Origin of the sequence: Lacrimispora algidixylanolytica, from assembly GCF_003609635.1 — a bacterium.
Classification (GTDB): Bacteria; Bacillota; Clostridia; order Lachnospirales; family Lachnospiraceae; genus Lacrimispora; species Lacrimispora algidixylanolytica.
Genome location: NZ_MCIA01000009.1, coordinates 23,551 through 38,906, shown reverse-complemented (window position 1 = coordinate 38,906; position 15,356 = coordinate 23,551). Strand labels below are relative to the sequence as shown.

General features: G+C 40.4%; 17 protein-coding genes and 1 other annotated feature. Of the genes, 14 read left to right on the top strand and 3 right to left on the bottom strand.

The genetic code is table 11. From position 1 onward, the window contains the following. Positions 1-2: 2 nt before the first annotated feature. The 9 genes from BET01_RS07525 to BET01_RS07485 are packed head-to-tail and all read left to right on the top strand — an operon-like array spanning position 3 to position 7,024. Positions 3-188, top strand: a complete 186-nt coding sequence (locus BET01_RS07525) for a Flp1 family type IVb pilin (protein WP_120196190.1) — start codon at positions 3-5, stop codon at positions 186-188. Then, positions 188-2,074 carry a DUF5702 domain-containing protein gene (locus BET01_RS07520; RefSeq protein ID WP_120196189.1) on the top strand — a complete coding sequence of 629 codons (1,887 nt, stop codon included), beginning with the start codon at positions 188-190 and terminating at the stop codon, positions 2,072-2,074. The genes BET01_RS07525 and BET01_RS07520 overlap by 1 nt, the downstream gene beginning before the upstream one ends. 19 nt (positions 2,075-2,093) lie before the next feature. Continuing rightward, positions 2,094-3,017 carry a hypothetical protein gene (locus BET01_RS07515; protein WP_120196188.1) on the top strand — a complete coding sequence of 308 codons (924 nt, stop codon included), beginning with the start codon at positions 2,094-2,096 and terminating at the stop codon, positions 3,015-3,017. An 11-nt stretch (positions 3,018-3,028) separates the two neighbouring features. After that, complete coding sequence (locus BET01_RS07510; RefSeq protein ID WP_120196187.1) at positions 3,029-3,463, top strand: prepilin peptidase; 435 nt, start codon at positions 3,029-3,031, stop codon at positions 3,461-3,463. Further along, positions 3,460-3,885: a TadE/TadG family type IV pilus assembly protein gene (locus tag BET01_RS07505; RefSeq protein WP_120196186.1), complete on the top strand. Its 426-nt coding sequence runs from the start codon at positions 3,460-3,462 to the stop codon at positions 3,883-3,885. The genes BET01_RS07510 and BET01_RS07505 overlap by 4 nt, the downstream gene beginning before the upstream one ends. Then, positions 3,851-5,353, top strand: coding sequence for a DUF6382 domain-containing protein (locus BET01_RS22010; protein WP_243117151.1), 1,503 nt, complete (start codon positions 3,851-3,853; stop codon positions 5,351-5,353). Before BET01_RS07505 ends, BET01_RS22010 begins: the two co-directional genes overlap by 35 nt. A 50-nt stretch (positions 5,354-5,403) precedes the next feature. Continuing rightward, positions 5,404-6,024: a rhomboid family intramembrane serine protease gene (locus BET01_RS07495; RefSeq protein ID WP_120196185.1), complete on the top strand. Its 621-nt coding sequence runs from the start codon at positions 5,404-5,406 to the stop codon at positions 6,022-6,024. Between the two features lie 23 nt (positions 6,025-6,047). After that, positions 6,048-6,464 (top strand): HIT family protein, encoded by a 417-nt coding sequence (locus BET01_RS07490; protein ID WP_120196184.1) that lies wholly within the window; start codon positions 6,048-6,050, stop codon positions 6,462-6,464. Between the two features lie 17 nt (positions 6,465-6,481). Next, a complete protein-coding gene (locus BET01_RS07485) occupies positions 6,482-7,024 on the top strand; it encodes an RNA polymerase sigma factor (RefSeq protein WP_120196183.1) in 543 nt (180 codons plus the stop codon). 1 nt (position 7,025) lies between these two features. Here BET01_RS07485 and BET01_RS07480 read toward each other — a convergent pair whose 3' ends face one another. Further along, a complete protein-coding gene (locus BET01_RS07480; protein WP_120196182.1) occupies positions 7,026-8,093 on the bottom strand; it encodes an undecaprenyldiphospho-muramoylpentapeptide beta-N-acetylglucosaminyltransferase in 1,068 nt (355 codons plus the stop codon). Positions 8,094-8,205: 112 nt separating this feature from the next. Between BET01_RS07480 and BET01_RS21845 the strand changes: the two genes are divergently transcribed. After that, complete coding sequence (locus tag BET01_RS21845) at positions 8,206-8,766, top strand: hypothetical protein (protein WP_207667582.1); 561 nt, start codon at positions 8,206-8,208, stop codon at positions 8,764-8,766. 113 nt (positions 8,767-8,879) lie between these two features. Here BET01_RS21845 and BET01_RS07470 read toward each other — a convergent pair whose 3' ends face one another. Further along, a complete protein-coding gene (locus BET01_RS07470) occupies positions 8,880-9,239 on the bottom strand; it encodes an arsenate reductase family protein (RefSeq protein WP_120196181.1) in 360 nt (119 codons plus the stop codon). A 114-nt stretch (positions 9,240-9,353) separates the two neighbouring features. Between BET01_RS07470 and BET01_RS07465 the strand changes: the two genes are divergently transcribed. The 3 genes from BET01_RS07465 (at position 9,354) to BET01_RS07455 (ending at position 11,002) form a co-directional block, all read left to right on the top strand. Then, positions 9,354-9,881 carry a spore maturation protein gene (locus BET01_RS07465; protein ID WP_120196180.1) on the top strand — a complete coding sequence of 176 codons (528 nt, stop codon included), beginning with the start codon at positions 9,354-9,356 and terminating at the stop codon, positions 9,879-9,881. Positions 9,882-9,988: 107 nt separating this feature from the next. Then, on the top strand, positions 9,989-10,438 hold the full coding sequence (locus BET01_RS07460) for a MarR family winged helix-turn-helix transcriptional regulator (protein ID WP_120196179.1): 450 nt from the start codon (positions 9,989-9,991) through the stop codon (positions 10,436-10,438). 27 nt (positions 10,439-10,465) lie between these two features. Further along, positions 10,466-11,002 (top strand): GerMN domain-containing protein, encoded by a 537-nt coding sequence (locus tag BET01_RS07455; RefSeq protein WP_120196178.1) that lies wholly within the window; start codon positions 10,466-10,468, stop codon positions 11,000-11,002. A 57-nt stretch (positions 11,003-11,059) separates the two neighbouring features. Here BET01_RS07455 and BET01_RS07450 read toward each other — a convergent pair whose 3' ends face one another. Continuing rightward, positions 11,060-12,880, bottom strand: a complete 1,821-nt coding sequence (locus BET01_RS07450; RefSeq protein ID WP_120196177.1) for a DUF885 domain-containing protein — start codon at positions 12,878-12,880, stop codon at positions 11,060-11,062. Positions 12,881-13,021: 141 nt separating this feature from the next. Further along, positions 13,022-13,310, top strand: a binding site (T-box leader). Positions 13,311-13,371: 61 nt separating this feature from the next. Between BET01_RS07450 and metG the strand changes: the two genes are divergently transcribed. Continuing rightward, complete coding sequence (gene metG, locus BET01_RS07445) at positions 13,372-15,348, top strand: methionine--tRNA ligase (protein WP_120196176.1); 1,977 nt, start codon at positions 13,372-13,374, stop codon at positions 15,346-15,348. The last annotated feature ends 8 nt before the right edge of the window (positions 15,349-15,356 follow it).

Here is a 15,356-nt window from a genome sequence, read left to right as displayed (position 1 = left end):
AAATGATCGCATATTTAAAGACTCAGTTTATGGACTTTATGAGAGAAGAAGATGGCGTAGGCGTAATTGAAATCGTATTGATTCTAGTGGTATTAATCGGCCTTGTTATTATTTTTAAGGATAGAATCAACGCGCTTTTAGAGCTTACTTTTAAACAGATTGATAATCAGTCAAAAGAGGTGTACTAATGCAGAAAAGCGGGCAGATCACCGTATTTTTAAGTCTAGCTCTTTTGTGCATCTTCAGTCTCATGTGCGGACTTATAGAGTCCGCACGTACGGCTGGGGCAAGATGCTATTTAAAGCTTGCAGCAGATTCTGCTATGGATTCCGTGTTTAGTGAATACCATAGAGAGGCGTGGGATGAGTACCGGCTGTTTCTTCTTGAAGCGGGGGATGAAAGTGATATTTTAGATTCCTGGAATCAATATATGGAGCCATATATGGACAGCTCTGGCTGGTATTCCATGGATGTGGAATCGTCGGAGATCCTTGATAAAGTGTCTATAACGGATGACGGTGGCGCACATCTCAATCAGGAAATTCTTGATTATATGAAATATGGCATTATAAAGGATATGCCTGATACGCAAGGCGCTGAGGACATATTAAAAAATATAAAAGAGGCTTCTTCTGTCGATAGCTTGTCTCAGTCTTATACCGAGCACACAAAGGAAGCAGTTCGCCTGGAGCGGGCGCTTGAAGATATCAATGACTGTTTAAGAGCACAAAAGGAATGCTGGCAGGAAGCACAAAATGAGATAAGCGATTACGACGGAAGTGGATTTAAGGAGAAGGCTAAGAAGCTGAAACGAGAGATGGAACGGATTCCCTCCCTCGTTAGTAAATACGGGAAACTGGCAGATGAATTAAAAAAGAATCTGGAAGAGACCAACCGTAAAAAGAAAGCTCTAACAAAAGATATTAGCTCCAATATGCAAAAGGCAATCTCTGAAGAGGCTAACAGTTATGATTCTTATGTAAACCAGGACGGAGCTCGTAGAAAACAAGTTGAGGCTCTTACAGAGAAGATGAATCTTCAACAACCCATTATAGAACAGGCAATAGAACGAGCCGATGAAGTGGAAGATATCATTGATAATTGGGTTTATGTCGACGAGGAGGACGAAGGACCAAATTTGTCCGAGTTATGGGGGTCTGTTGATGATATCTGGGATCGGATTCAAATTCCAGCTTTGTCGTATTCCAATGGTGTAAAGGATCCGGAAAAACAAAAGATCTTAGAACAGGTCGTAGGATTTGCTCAAAAAGGACTTCTGACCCTGGTGCTTCCAGAAGGAAGTGAAGTATCAAAGGGAGTCCTAAACGGGAATTCATTTCCGTCCGCCTCCATGCAAGAGGGGGAAGCAAGCAAGTTAAATCTATTGGAGCGAATTATATTTGAAGAGTATAGCAGCCGGTTTTTGACAAACTTTTGTTCCGAGGAAGAAAAAGATTATAAGTATGAAATGGAGTATCTGATTGGGGGAAAGAAACAGGATGAAGATAATTTAAAAACGGTAATTACTGATATTGTCGCCATTAGAGAAGGAATGAATCTCATTCATATTCTTTCGGATCCTGAAAAAAGGGAAGAAGCCAATGCTTTGGCAGGTGTGATTACTGGTGTTACCGGAGTGGCCCCTCTTGCGGGAGTGGTAGCATTTTTTATTATGGGAGTGTGGGCCTTAGGAGAAGCAATTGTGGACGTTAGAATGCTTCTGGAAGGAAAAAAAGTAGCCTTTGTAAAATCGAAGGATACCTGGAATCTGACCTTATCTAATTTGCTGGAACTTGGAAAAAAGGGAAAAGCGGATGGTGGTAAGGGAGGCGATAAGGGACTAGACTATACCGGTTATTTAAAGCTTTTACTTATTCTTGGACAACAACAGGTGCAAACCTATCGTCTCATGGATATCATTCAATGGAATCTTAGCAAAAAGCAGGAAGATTTTCTTATGGAAGACTGCGTCTATCAGGCTGAAATCAAAGGGAAAGTAAAAACGAAACATATGTTTTTTGGAGGAAGCAATCCCTTTTATTCGTTGGATGTGAAAACAGAAAAAGCGTATTAAAGGAAGGAGGCAGATGATCATGCCCTTTTTCAGGGAGCCTAAAGGAATAAATAATAAAAAAATTGTAACTCTCCAGGTACAAGTCCCCATAAATGATATTAGGCCCACTGTAAAAAGGGTATTATCATCTGTCTTTCGGATTAAAAAAGAAGGAAGTTTGACCATTGAGGCCGCCATGGCTCTGCCCTTGTTTGTGTTTTTCATGATTCTAATGATGATGCCAATGGAAATTATGAATATTGATCGACAGGTTCAGACGGCTCTTGAAGGGGTAGGGGAAGATTTAAGCCAATATGCATACTTACTCCAAAAGGGAAAAGAGGACAATCCAGAGAGCACTTCTAAAATGACTGGGATTCAAAAAGAAATATTAAAGAGTCTTGCAGGCGAAGGGGTGCTTTTTTATACCAGAAAAAGGGTGGAAGACAAAGTAGATATGAGGCGGATTGAAGGGATCTCTTTCTCCAGATCATCAATTCTTAGAGATGATAAGACAATTGATCTCATTATGAATTACAAAGTCAAGCTTCCTTTTTCTGTTTTTGGATTAAAAAGTGTACCTATGACAGCCAGATCTACTCGCAGAGCCTGGATTGGTAAGGAGGGAGGAAAAGGAGAACAAGAAATGGAGTCAGAGGAAATCGTCTATGTGGGAAAGAACAGTACAAGATATCACATGTCAAGAACATGTCATTATCTATTTAACGATTTAAAGTCAGTAACCCAAGATGAAGTGAAGAATATGCGCAACTTGTCCGGTAGTACATACAAGCCATGCAGCCGGTGTAAGCCTAAAGAAGAAGGGGGCGGCCGAGTTTATATCATGCCGTCAGGAGAAAAGTATCATTCGGACCAAAGCTGCTCTTCCATTATTTCTTATGCTTCTGCTGTTTCTATTGAAACGGTGCGTCACTTAGGAGCGTGTTCATATTGTTCGCATTAGGAGGTGTCATCATGCCAGTAGGCATAGATAAAATCGTATTTACCATCTTTCTTGTTATCTCTGCTTTTCAGGATGGGAAAACCAAAACCATAAGTATCAGGTTGTTAATTGTCGCCGGGGTAGCGGGTGCCATCCTCGCTTTTTTTACTGGTCAGGAAGTAAGTGACAGGTTGTTAGGAAGCCTTATAGGAATAGTCATGGTAGTGATTAGTCGTTTTACGGACGGTGCGCTAGGAGAGGGAGACGGGTGGTTTTTTGCAGTCAGCGGTCTCTTTTTGGGCTTTTTTATGAATTTAAGATTATTGGTTTATAGTGTGTTTTTAAGCGGATTTCTTTGTGGCGGTCTATACCTCTATTTCCTTATAAAAGGAAAAGATATTAAAAAGGCTTCCGTTCCCTTTCTTCCTTTTTTGATTCCTGCTTGGATCTGTCTGGTAATCTTATGAAGAGGCGTGTACCAGGAAGTTTTACAGTGGAAGCTGCCATTGTAATGGCGGTTGTTCTATGGGCACTCTTGGTTTCCATTCAGGCGGCATATCGCGTCAGAGATAAGACTGCAGGTACCATGGCGGTACAAGAGGCGGTCCAGAGATTAAGACACAATGAGTCCGAGCCATTCGATGAGGCTGTTACGTGGGCACAGAAAAGGGCGGGTAAACCGTTTTACTGGGAGAGGTACGAGTTTGATCTTAAACTTTCAGGAAATCCCATAACCGGAAAGAAGGTGAAAGCTGTAGCGACAGGAGGAAAGTGGAAGCTGTCCCTGGAGCAAGATGTCTTTGACCCGGAAAATTTTATACGGATGATGACTCTTTTGGATCAGGAGGAAAAAGATGAAAATAGCATACAGACGAGAAATGAAAAGTAATTATTTAATAATAGACCCGGAAGAGCCAAATTATAAGGGATTCGAGCTTCCCATGCTGGAGAAGAATAAAATAGAGGGGCTTTTGAAGTTCCATTTGAAAAATCTGGATGGTCAAAGTTCCTGTTACTATGAAATCACCTCAAAGCAATCCTTAAGCAGGATTTTGGAGTATCGAAATCTTGGAGAAGAGGAGCTAAAAAAATTAATTGGTGGAATTGCCGGCACCCTTTCCAGGCTTGAGGCATATCTCTTAAAGGAAGACCAGATTTTATTGGATCCAGAATATATCTACGTAGAGCCTGAGCGTTTTAAAGTTTTCCTATGCCTGATACCAGGGAGGAAAGGAAATTTCTCGCAGGAGATGACCGGACTTTTGCGGTATCTACTAGGTAAAGTCAATCATCAGGATAAGGAGTGCGTGGTTAAGGCCTATGGGCTTTATCATGAGAGTCTAAAAGAAAACTATGGCATAAATGACTTGATTGAGATCATCGAAAACAAATCAAATGATAGAGAAAAAGAAGCGTTTGAAAAGAAAAATGCGAAAGAGGAAAATATAAGAGGTTTCCACGCAGACATTCCTACCCAAATAGTAACTAGAGAAGAAGAGAAGTATGAAAGTAGAAATCCTGAGAATAATGATACGGTAAAGGCTGGGATCAGCCCATCAAAAGTCCTGTTTCTTATGGTTGTAACTATGTCCGGGTCGGCAGCCATCTTATGGCTGCTTTTTGGAATCAGCGCAATTGTTCGGTTCTGGTATGGACCTCTTATCATAGGAGCAGTGGTAATGGTCTCCTTAATCCTATCTGGCGGTAGAAAAAGCCAGGGCAAAGAGCGTAAGCCATATAAAGACGAACGACCTTTCAAGGACGAACGATCTTTTAAGGACGAACGATCTTTTAAGGACGAACGATCTTTTAAAGACGAACGATCTTTTAAAGACGAACGATCTTTTAAAGACGAACAATCTTTTAAAGAGGAACGGTCTTTCAAAGAGGAACGATCTCTAAAAGAGAATATAAAAAGAGGAGATAAATCAAGCCTGAAAGAAGAACGGTATGATTGGCAGATGGCATTTGTTGAGGAAGCGAACGATCCAGCCCATCAGCCAGAGGAAGAAAAAGAAGAGGAGATACTGCAAACGGTTCTTCTGACAGATACAACTGCGGACCGTAATGCCAGGTATCTTAGGGCGGTAGGGAGTGAAGTCCCTGATATTACAATCTCTTATGTACCGTACCTAATTGGGAAGCAGGAAGGTCTGGTGGACTATGTTCTTGAGGGTGAGGCCATAAGCAGAATCCATGCAAGAATTGACCGTGCAGGTGAGGAATATCAGCTATGTGATTTAAACTCCACAAACGGAACATCGATAAACGGTAGGATACTAGAAACCAATGAAACAGTGACATTAAAAAAAGGGGATGAAGTTTTTATCGCAAATTTCGCGTTTATATTTACATAATATGTTAATTTGTGCTAAAATAATTATATTATTTTAGAAGGAGATCTGTGATGGAAGACGTATCCAGTCGAAAAAAGGCATTTGTCAATATGGGATTTATTATACTGAATGTCATTTATTTTCTGTATCTGGAAATAACAGGCTCCACAGAGAATACTCAGTTTATGGTTAACCACGGGGCGATGTATGCGCCTCTTGTTTTAGAGCACGGAGAGTATTACCGCTTACTAACCTCTATTTTCATGCATTTTGGAATCAATCATATTATGAACAATATGCTCATTTTGTTTATTTTAGGAGATAATTTAGAGAGAGCGTTGGGGCATGTGAAGTATTTCCTCTTTTATCTGTTCTGCGGGATTGGTGCAAATATAATTTCCATGATAGTAAACCTTGGAGATTATCGCCTCATCGTTTCTGCAGGCGCTTCTGGTGCGATATTTGGAGTCATTGGCGGTCTTTTGTATGCAGTATTAATAAACCGGGGAAAGTTAGAAGATCTAAGTACCCGGCAGCTTGTAGTAGTGATCGTGTGTTCCCTGTATTTTGGTTTTTCCAGCACAGGTGTAGATAATGCAGCTCACATTGCAGGACTTTTCGTAGGTATCATCATGGGAATCATTCTGTATCGTAAGCCTAAAAGACCTACTAACATGGAGATATGGGAATAATACACGAGGAAGGAGGTGAGAGTGTGAGAGAAGATGATTGCATTTTCTGCAAAATTGCAAACGGGGACATACCTTCTGAGACATTATATGAGGATGAAGTTTTTCGCGTAATTATGGATTTAGGACCGGCATCAAAAGGGCATGCCCTGATACTTCCAAAGCATCATTATAAAGATCTTTGTGAACTTGACGGTGAGACAGCATCAAAAGTTCTTCCGTTGGCTGCAAAGATAGGGAACGCCATGAAAACCACATTAGGCTGTGCCGGATTCAATGTTGTGCAGAATAATGGAAAAGAAGCAGGCCAGACCGTTTTTCATTTTCACGTACATTTGATTCCTCGTTATGAGGAAGGCCCTGTTATGATTTCATGGGTATCGGGCAAAGTAAGTCCGGAAGACTTAGCACAGACAGGAGCCGCTATTAGGAGCGCCCTGTAATCAGAGGGGCATTATAAATGAGCATACTAAAAGATGAAAATATGTTGTTGCAATCTATTTACGGAGAGTATCAGGGTCTGCTCCGAAGGATTGCAAAGACACTCCATGTGCCAGATATGGAACTGGATGATGTCGTACAAGAAACATTTATTGCATACTTCGAAAATTATTCGCTGACCTGGACCGATACGCGGAAAAAGGGTATGCTGATTAAAATACTAAAGAGTAAATCCATCGACTGTCTCCGTAAGAATGGACATTATGAAAAAGTGAGTTTAAGCCAGGAAGATGCAGCCAATGAGGTGGCATTACTTGCTAATTATGTAATTACAGACCCTCTTGATGTGATACTTGAAGAGGAAGCTGTTTTAATGATTACAAGTGAGATTTCGACTATGAGGGAAGAATGGAAGGAAATGGCTGTCCTTTATTTCTTAAAACAGCTTACGATTCCAGAGATTTGTGAATTACTAGAAATTCCGGGAACGGTATGCCGCTCCCGGATATATCGGACAAGAGTCTGCTTAAAGAAGATTCTTGGACCTGGCTTTGAGACATAAATTACTTTTCAGTCAGAGTTTCAACCATTTCTATTATGGCGTCGATGGCATTGTGCTGTTCGCTCTGTTCCATATTTGAAATGTAAGAATTTCTGTTCTGATACGTTTCAGATACAGCCTTAAGCAGGGAGTCTCCTGATAGGTTCTCCTCTTCTAAGAGAAAGCTAAATCCCTGCTTATGAAAAGATCTGGCATTTAAGATCTGATCTCCTCTGCTGGCAGCAGCAGAAAGTGGAATGAGGATATTAGGCTTCCTGAGGGCAAGAATCTCGCAGATCGCGTTTGCCCCTGCTCTCGATATCATTAAGTCCGCAGCAGCAAACAAATGCTTTAAGGGAGCATCTACATACTCGTATTGTACATATCCCTGGGTATCCATTAGGCTCTCATCCAGATTGCCTTTCCCGCAGATATGTATGATCTGGAAATCCTTTAAAAGTTTTGGAAGTACTTCTCTTACGGCATTGTTAACCGTTACGGATCCGAGACTTCCTCCAATGATTAAGATCACAGGGCAATTTGCTACAAGCCCCGCAAAGCTTAACCCCTTTTGTTTATCACCCTTTAACAGCTCTTTTCGTATAGGAGAGCCTGTAAGGACGGCTTTATCTTTTGGAAGATAGAAAAGGGTCTCCGGGAAATTGCAACATACATTTGTCGCTGCAGGAATACACATCTTGTTTGCAAGTCCTGGAGTCATATCGGACTCGTGGATTATAACAGGAATCTTTAAGTGTTTTGCAGCAAGTACCACAGGAACGGCTACAAAACCTCCTTTTGAGAAAACTACATCGGGTTTGTATTTTTTTAAGAATTTCAAAGCTTCCCCATACCCTTTTACTACGCGGAAGGGGTCAGTAAAATTTTTTAAGTCAAAGTATCGGCGGAATTTACCAGACGAGATGCCGATATAGGCAATGCCGGCTCCTTCTATGAGTTTTCGCTCGATTCCATGATAGGAACCCATATAGTGAATGTCATAATGCCTCTCTTTTAGAGAGGGAATCAGAGCCAGGTTCGGGGTAACATGACCAGCAGTACCGCCGCCGGTTAAGACGATTTTTTTCATAAAGCGTTGCCTCCCAAATTCGATATACTACTAATAGTAAACGCTGACGGTGAAAAGTCAACCCCAAAGAATGGGGGAACTTAAGGATAACTTGTATTTAAGAGGTGCATACATGGAGCAGGGAAGAGACTATCATAATATATGTTCCATTTTCAAACGATTAAAAAAGAATAAGGCTTCCGAGGAAAAATTAGAAGCATATCTGCTTGAGTATATGCAGAAGCACCCGGAAATAACACCCGAGCCTCCGTCTCCTCCACCTGGTGAATTTCAGATGATCATGGAGGAAATGAATCGTCGAGGCTCAACCACTGTTTTAACCAAGCAACTTAAATTGATAGACAAGTATCGTAGAATAGTTTATTATCTGCACAAGCCTTTTATGGTATCCATGGTGATTTGTGTCATTTTGTCAGTAACCTCCATAGGAGTTTGTGCCAACAAATCAGGTCGATTCCCAATGGGCAGAGTGAAAAACATTGAGACGAAGATCTGGCACGATGACGATGCTCTTTGTATAACTAGAGCCGATCTAATTATCGAAGAGACACGCCGTTCTTCCTCAGATGAATTGATCATGAAAAATGTGTTTTTAAATCATAAAAATAAAAGTCATTTGGAAAACAAATGGAAGAATACCCATGATCCATTATATCCCATGCCAAGTTATTGACGGTTGTGTATTGACTAAGCTGTATGCAAAAGGCAAAAGACAAGATGTAACGTGTAAAACCTGACCAAACGGAAGCTGATAATATCCCCGTTTGGCCAGGTTCTTATTTTTATTTATGGAGTAAATGCTTTTATCCATTCTTCTTCTTTAAAACCTGTAAGAATAAAATCTTCTCCAATAATTAACGGTCTCTTAACCAACATACCATTGGTTGCCAAAAGTTTGATCTGTTCTTCTTCGCTCATGCCAGGAAGGAGATCTTTTAGATTTTGTTCCTTATAGATGTTTCCACTCGTATTAAAGAACCTTTTTAAGGGAAGTCCGCTTTTTTTGATCCAGGCGGCAAGCTCGATTTCATTGGGATTTTCTTCTTTTATATTTCTTAATTCATATGATATTTCACGTGAATCCAGCCATTTCTTTGCATTTTTGCAGGTACTGCAGGGTGGATACTGTAAAAATAATAAACTCATATTTTTCTCCTTTCCATATTTGCATGCTTTCCCTTATAGTTTACCTTGAATCCCTTTGAATGAAAAGGAAAGTTTTGGAATAGACTGTAATAATAAGAGTGATTGGGTGAATCAATGAAGTTTTTAATGTTTTTATCTGAGGCTTTGGTGCCTCTTGTAATCTTTTATATTGTTGGCTTTGGTGTCTTATCAAAACGTCCAGTTTTTGATGATTTCATAAATGGTGCAAAAGATGGGATGAAGACAGTAGCAGGAATCCTTCCAACACTCATTGGTCTTATGACTGCAGTTGGTGTGCTGCGAGCTTCTGGTTTTTTGGATGTTTTATCAAAGCTTTTGACAAAGCCAGCGGGGCTTTTATTTTTGCCGGCTCCAGTCGTGCCTGTCATTCTTATACGGCTAATCTCAAACTCAGCAGCAATTGGGCTGGTATTAGATATTTTTAAAAGATATGGAACTGATTCTTACATTGGTATGGTTACTTCTATTATTATGAGCTGCACGGAGACCTTATTTTATTGCCTGAGTGTTTATTTTGGAACCGTTAAAATTCGAAAAACTAGGTATGCACTTACTGGTTCTCTCATTGCAACATTTGCAGGAATCGCAGCCAGTGTCGTTTTGAGCCGTATTTTGGTATAAAAGGGATTATTTCATCTTGATTTTAAGAATTTCATAAGAATTCAAGTGGTTGTCTATAAATACATAATCATGTATAATTACGAGGAAGCTTTTATTGTCATAACGATATGAAAGGGATAAACGTGGACACTTACGGAACTCTTAACGAAGTATTGGTAAGACTGTTTCGGGATATTATGGATATTGAACAACAGGCTATCATTACCCAAGAATTTGATAATATAACCAATAATGATATGCATGTAATAGAAGCCATTGGCGTCGGAGAACCTAAAAATATGTCGACCATTGCCAGAGAGCTGTCTGTTACAGTTGGAACCTTGACCATAGCCATGAACAGCCTTGTAAAAAAAGGGTATGTGACCCGCCAAAGAGGAAAAGAGGACCGGCGAGTAGTTTACATTTCTCTTTCAGATAAAGGAAGACAAGCCTATGAGCACCATGCCAAATTTCATGAAGATATGATTAAAGGTGTTATTAAGACATTAGGTGAAGATGAGGTAGAAGTTTTGATCAAAGCTCTGAACAATCTAAATTACTGGTTTCGGAGCCTTTAAGAGAGTTTAAGGAGGCAATACGCAATTATGAGAAAATTCATCGTGATTTTAATGAGTGTTATAATGATGATGTCCCTGGCAGCGTGTACACCAACACAGCCTAAGATGGAGACTACTGCACCAAATCCAGAGGTGGCGGCTTCTACAGGTGGCGCCAGTGATAAGGTTCCGGATCCTAACGTGGAACCAATGGAAATCATTTCTGTATATAGCAAGAACGACGATGGGACTGGCCTAAATCAGGCGATGGATGCCGTGGACAAACTTACCGCAGAGGCATTGGTAGAAAAATTGGTTGAATACGGTGTTTTAGAAGAAGGAACCACCGTTGTTAAATATGAATCCAAGGATGGAACAGGTACATTAGATCTGTCTAAGATGCCAGCAAAAGGAGTGAACGATAAGATCTCTCTTACAGCAATTGGCAACACTTTTATCGAGAATTTTTCATTGGATAAATTAAAGGTTTTGGTTAATGGCAAGAATTATTCCGGTGAAAAGGTTAAGCAGGGCGATAGTGATATGATGGAATATGTAAAAGATTATAAAAAGATAAGTTCATAAATTCTAGAATACAAAATAGGCAGGAGCAGATATCACTATTGCTCCTGCCTATTTATTTTAGTTGGTTCTAAGTTCTTTGCCAAGCCAGTTACGAAATTCCGGCAGTATAACTGAGAATGGCGCAGGACCAGTATCCAGTAAAAAGGTATGAAATTCTTTTAAGTCAAATTTATCTTTTAAAATCTTCTGAGCGGCGCTTTTCATTTCCATAATTTCTAGATACCCAACATAGTATTTCATATAATTGGTGGGATTTTCCACCAGGCTGTTATAGATGGTATCAACGATATCAGTTTTATCCACGTTATAAAAGGTTCCAAGATACTTTGCTGTCTGTTCTTTATCCCAACCCTCATAGTTAATGCAGATATCAAGATAAGCATAAATGCCAAGGGTTATAGCTGAATTGTGTGCCAGCAGTTTTCCAAGATCCGGGTCGAGGCCATTGTCTAGGGTGTATGAGTAATTTTCAACATAGGTTGCCCAGCCTTCCGAATAGGCGGCAAAGGATAAGATGCTTCTTAAGTCGTTTTGACTCTTGCTTAGGAAGTATACATTTTGATAGAGATGCCCAGGATAACCTTCATGAGCCAATGTGGTATAAAGATCATCGTTTTGAAACCGTTTATTTCCATTGATATAGATAATATTATCCTCGTACCGGTCAATGGGCGGGACCAGATAAAAGGCAGGGCTTAAGGAAGATTCTAAGGCAACAGGCACATATTTAACCGTGTACTGACATGGAGGAAGCTCTGGGAAATCCTTATTGATCTGGGACTTTAAGGAGTCCAAAATCTCATCTGGTTTCGTGTAACGGAAGGAATAGGTATCAAGCTGATCAAGAATCTTTGGATTATCCTTGGTGATCTGTCCAAGAGCTTTGATTTCTGATGAAATTTGCTTTTCGATGGCTTTTTTAAGACTTTCTACGGAATCATAGGAAGTTCCGGTGTTTGAGTTGACCAGGTATTCAAAATATTTTTTTCCGTCTGGAAATGCGGCAAGCCCCTTTTCGTTGGTTCCGGTTCCCATAAGGGCGGTAATTCCATTAATAAGATTTTTATAAGCTGGAACAAAATTTTCTTCAAGGACCTTTAAGTTTTTTTCTTTATAGGCAGCTTTTTCTTCTGGAGTTAAATCATTTAATGCATCAATTCTGGTATTGAATGTCTCCGCTAAAAAGCTGTGGTCCGGTTGAATTAAATAAGCTTCACATGACTTTAAGACATGATCGGCGGCGGAATCTGACATAAAAAGCCCGGCTTTTGATTTCTCTTTTTCATACTCTAAAATCTGTGAATAATAATCATCAATGGTAGAAAGCAGTGACAAATAGTTTTCCACGTCATCCCGGTTGTAAAAGGCATACTCTGCAAACAGAACCGGAAGCTGTGCCTGAACCCCTATGGTTGAGGTAAGAGGCTCTGTATAAAGCTCCATACCATCGGAAGTCAGCTCGGTTTCTATGTAGGAGTAAAGAATTTGATAAGTCAGGCGTTGATCCTTTGTCAATTTTCGTGGATTAAACTGCATTAGTTTTGTCTTTAATTCTAAAAGATCTTTTGAGTTTTGTTTCATGTTATCCAGGGAAAAGTCGCCCAGAGTCAGAGGGACCGTTTTAAGTCCCCGAGAGGCAGGATCTGCAATAGAGAAGTGAAAGCTTATCCCAGAGTTGCTGATCTCGTTTCGAAATAAATCTTCCGTAAACAGATTGAAATTTTTCTGCATGGATAAATCAGCAGCCTTGTATTGTTCATATCCCGCACTGGTGGGGGTAGCGGCTGATTTTGGCGGCGGCGTGCACGAACATAACAGGGAGACCACAAGGAAAATGGAAAGCAGCCATCGACCTTTTTTAAAAAAATTGTTTGTCATATATGATTCCTCCGTAATTCACTATTAATATTTATATGATGAAAAGAAAAAAGTCATGACTAAACTGGGAATAAGAGGGTTGCCTGCTTGACAAACTTTCTTTGAACCATTACACTAGGAGTACTAACAATTGATCTATATGAGAATGCTGAGAAAAGAAGAGTAAGAGATAAGATTCATGTGCAGAGACTTCCCCATGGTGAAAAAGGAAGCTTGAACTTATTTCCGAATATGGCCTTGGAGCAGCGAGATCGAACTGGCATTTTATGTGCTTTTAGATTTCGACGGTTACACCCGTTATCGTGTCAGACTGTATAAACAGCCTTAGGATGGGAATAAAAATCTCATATAGGCGTGCAGTCGGCGAGGTCTATGCTGTAAGGCATAGATAAATTAAAGTGGTATCACGGGATAACTGCCCGTCTTTAAATTTCCGAGAGGATTTTTTAAGACGGGTTTTTCTTTGGAAAATAGAACCAGGAGGAAATAACATGTGCAAAGATTCTAACAAAAAACCTTATTATATTACAACCGCCATTGCCTATGCATCAGGAAAGCCACATATTGGTAATACCTATGAAGCGGTATTGGCAGATGCCATTGCTCGTTATAAAAGAGCGGAAGGCTATGATGTATTTTTCCAGACAGGAACCGATGAACACGGCCAGAAGATTGAAGAAAAGGCAAAAGCAGCAGGAGTTTCTCCAAAGGAATTTGTAGACAGTGCTGCCGATGGAATCAAAGGAATCTGGGATTTAATGAATACATCCTATGATAAGTTTATGAGAACCACAGATGAGTATCATGAGAAACAAGTCCAGAAGATATTTAAAAAGCTGTATGACCAAGGCGATATTTATAAAGGACATTATGAAGGCCTTTACTGTACTCCTTGCGAATCCTTTTTTACGGAGTCCCAGCTAGTCGATGGCAAATGTCCGGACTGCGGCGGTGAAGTACAGCCAGCCAAAGAAGAGGCTTACTTCTTCCGTATGAGCAAATATGCAGACCGTCTCATTGCTCATATCAATGAGAATCCAGAATTCATCCAGCCAGTTTCTAGAAAGAATGAGATGATGAACAACTTCCTTCTTCCTGGTCTTCAGGACCTTTGCGTATCCAGAACCACCTTTACCTGGGGAATTCCGGTTAGCTTTGATCCAAAACATGTAACCTATGTTTGGCTTGATGCTTTGACAAACTATATTACTGGAATTGGCTATGACTGTGATGGAAATAGCAGTGAGCAGTATCAGAAGCTTTGGCCTGCAGACTTACACCTTATTGGTAAGGACATCATCCGGTTCCATACCATTTACTGGCCAATCTTTTTGATGGCATTAGAAGTACCTCTTCCTAAGCAGGTATTTGGTCATCCATGGCTGCTTCAGGGCGATGGAAAGATGAGTAAGTCAAAGGGCAATGTACTTTATGCAGATACCTTAGTGGATTTCTTTGGGGTAGATGCAGTCCGTTACTTTGTGCTTCATGAAATGCCATTTGAAAATGACGGAGTTATTTCATGGGAGCTTATGGTAGAGCGCATGAATTCTGATCTTGCTAACATTCTTGGCAACCTTGTAAATCGTACGATTTCCATGTCCAATAAGTACTTTGAAGGCGTGGTAAATAATGGAAACGATACCGATGCTTTTGATGAAGATTTAAAGGCAGTGGTACTAGAAGAGGTTAAGAAAGTTCAGGAGAAGATGGAGAAACTTCGCGTGGCAGATGCCATGACATCTATCTTTAATATTTTCAGAAGAAGCAATAAGTATATTGATGAAACAGCACCTTGGACCCTTGCAAAGGATGAATCAAAGAAGGCTCGTTTGGAAACCGTTCTTTATCATTTAACAGAAGCCATTACCATCGGAGCATCTCTTCTTGATTCCTTTATGCCAGAAACCTCCAAAAAGATTTTAACCCAGCTTTGTACCGAAAAGAGAGAGCTGTCCCAGATGAACGAATTTGGTCTCTATCCGTCCGGCAATAAAGTTACAGGTCAGCCAGAGATCTTATTTGCCCGTATGGACATAAAAGAAGTGCTAGAGAAGGTGGAAGTTATGTTTGCTCCATCCGTAGATGCGGCTGAGGCAGAGAAGGAAGAAGCCTTAGATGTGATTGACATTGAACCAAAAGCTGAGATCGAATACGATGATTTTGCGAAGCTTCAATTTCAGGTAGGAGAGATCATTGCCTGCGAAGCCGTGGCAAAGTCCAAGAAGCTTCTTTGTTCCCAGGTGCGAATAGGAAGTCAGGTAAAACAGATTGTAAGCGGGATTAAGGCTCACTATTCTCCAGAAGAAATGGTTGGCAAAAAGGTAATGGTTGTGGTAAACTTAAAACCGGCTAAATTGGCTGGTGTTGTATCAGAAGGCATGCTTTTGTGTGCGGAAGATGCAGAAGGTAATTTATCCCTTATGGTACCGGAGAAATCTATGCCGGCAGGAGCAGAAATCTGCTAATAGTAAGG

Coding starts and splice junctions, on each gene's coding strand:
- BET01_RS07515 (WP_120196188.1), top strand. CDS start 2,094: ATGCCCTTTTTCAGGGAGCCTAAAGGAATAAATAATAAAAAAATTGTA.
- BET01_RS21845 (WP_207667582.1), top strand. CDS start 8,206: ATGGAGCAGGGAAGAGACTATCATAATATATGTTCCATTTTCAAACGA.
- BET01_RS07505 (WP_120196186.1), top strand. CDS start 3,460: ATGAAGAGGCGTGTACCAGGAAGTTTTACAGTGGAAGCTGCCATTGTA.
- BET01_RS07520 (WP_120196189.1), top strand. CDS start 188: ATGCAGAAAAGCGGGCAGATCACCGTATTTTTAAGTCTAGCTCTTTTG.
- metG (WP_120196176.1), top strand. CDS start 13,372: ATGTGCAAAGATTCTAACAAAAAACCTTATTATATTACAACCGCCATT.
- BET01_RS22010 (WP_243117151.1), top strand. CDS start 3,851: ATGAAAATAGCATACAGACGAGAAATGAAAAGTAATTATTTAATAATA.
- BET01_RS07525 (WP_120196190.1), top strand. CDS start 3: ATGATCGCATATTTAAAGACTCAGTTTATGGACTTTATGAGAGAAGAA.
- BET01_RS07510 (WP_120196187.1), top strand. CDS start 3,029: ATGCCAGTAGGCATAGATAAAATCGTATTTACCATCTTTCTTGTTATC.
- BET01_RS07460 (WP_120196179.1), top strand. CDS start 9,989: ATGAAAGGGATAAACGTGGACACTTACGGAACTCTTAACGAAGTATTG.
- BET01_RS07465 (WP_120196180.1), top strand. CDS start 9,354: ATGAAGTTTTTAATGTTTTTATCTGAGGCTTTGGTGCCTCTTGTAATC.
- BET01_RS07495 (WP_120196185.1), top strand. CDS start 5,404: ATGGAAGACGTATCCAGTCGAAAAAAGGCATTTGTCAATATGGGATTT.
- BET01_RS07455 (WP_120196178.1), top strand. CDS start 10,466: ATGAGAAAATTCATCGTGATTTTAATGAGTGTTATAATGATGATGTCC.
- BET01_RS07470 (WP_120196181.1), bottom strand. CDS start 9,239: ATGAGTTTATTATTTTTACAGTATCCACCCTGCAGTACCTGCAAAAAT.
- BET01_RS07450 (WP_120196177.1), bottom strand. CDS start 12,880: ATGACAAACAATTTTTTTAAAAAAGGTCGATGGCTGCTTTCCATTTTC.
- BET01_RS07485 (WP_120196183.1), top strand. CDS start 6,482: ATGAGCATACTAAAAGATGAAAATATGTTGTTGCAATCTATTTACGGA.
- BET01_RS07480 (WP_120196182.1), bottom strand. CDS start 8,093: ATGAAAAAAATCGTCTTAACCGGCGGCGGTACTGCTGGTCATGTTACC.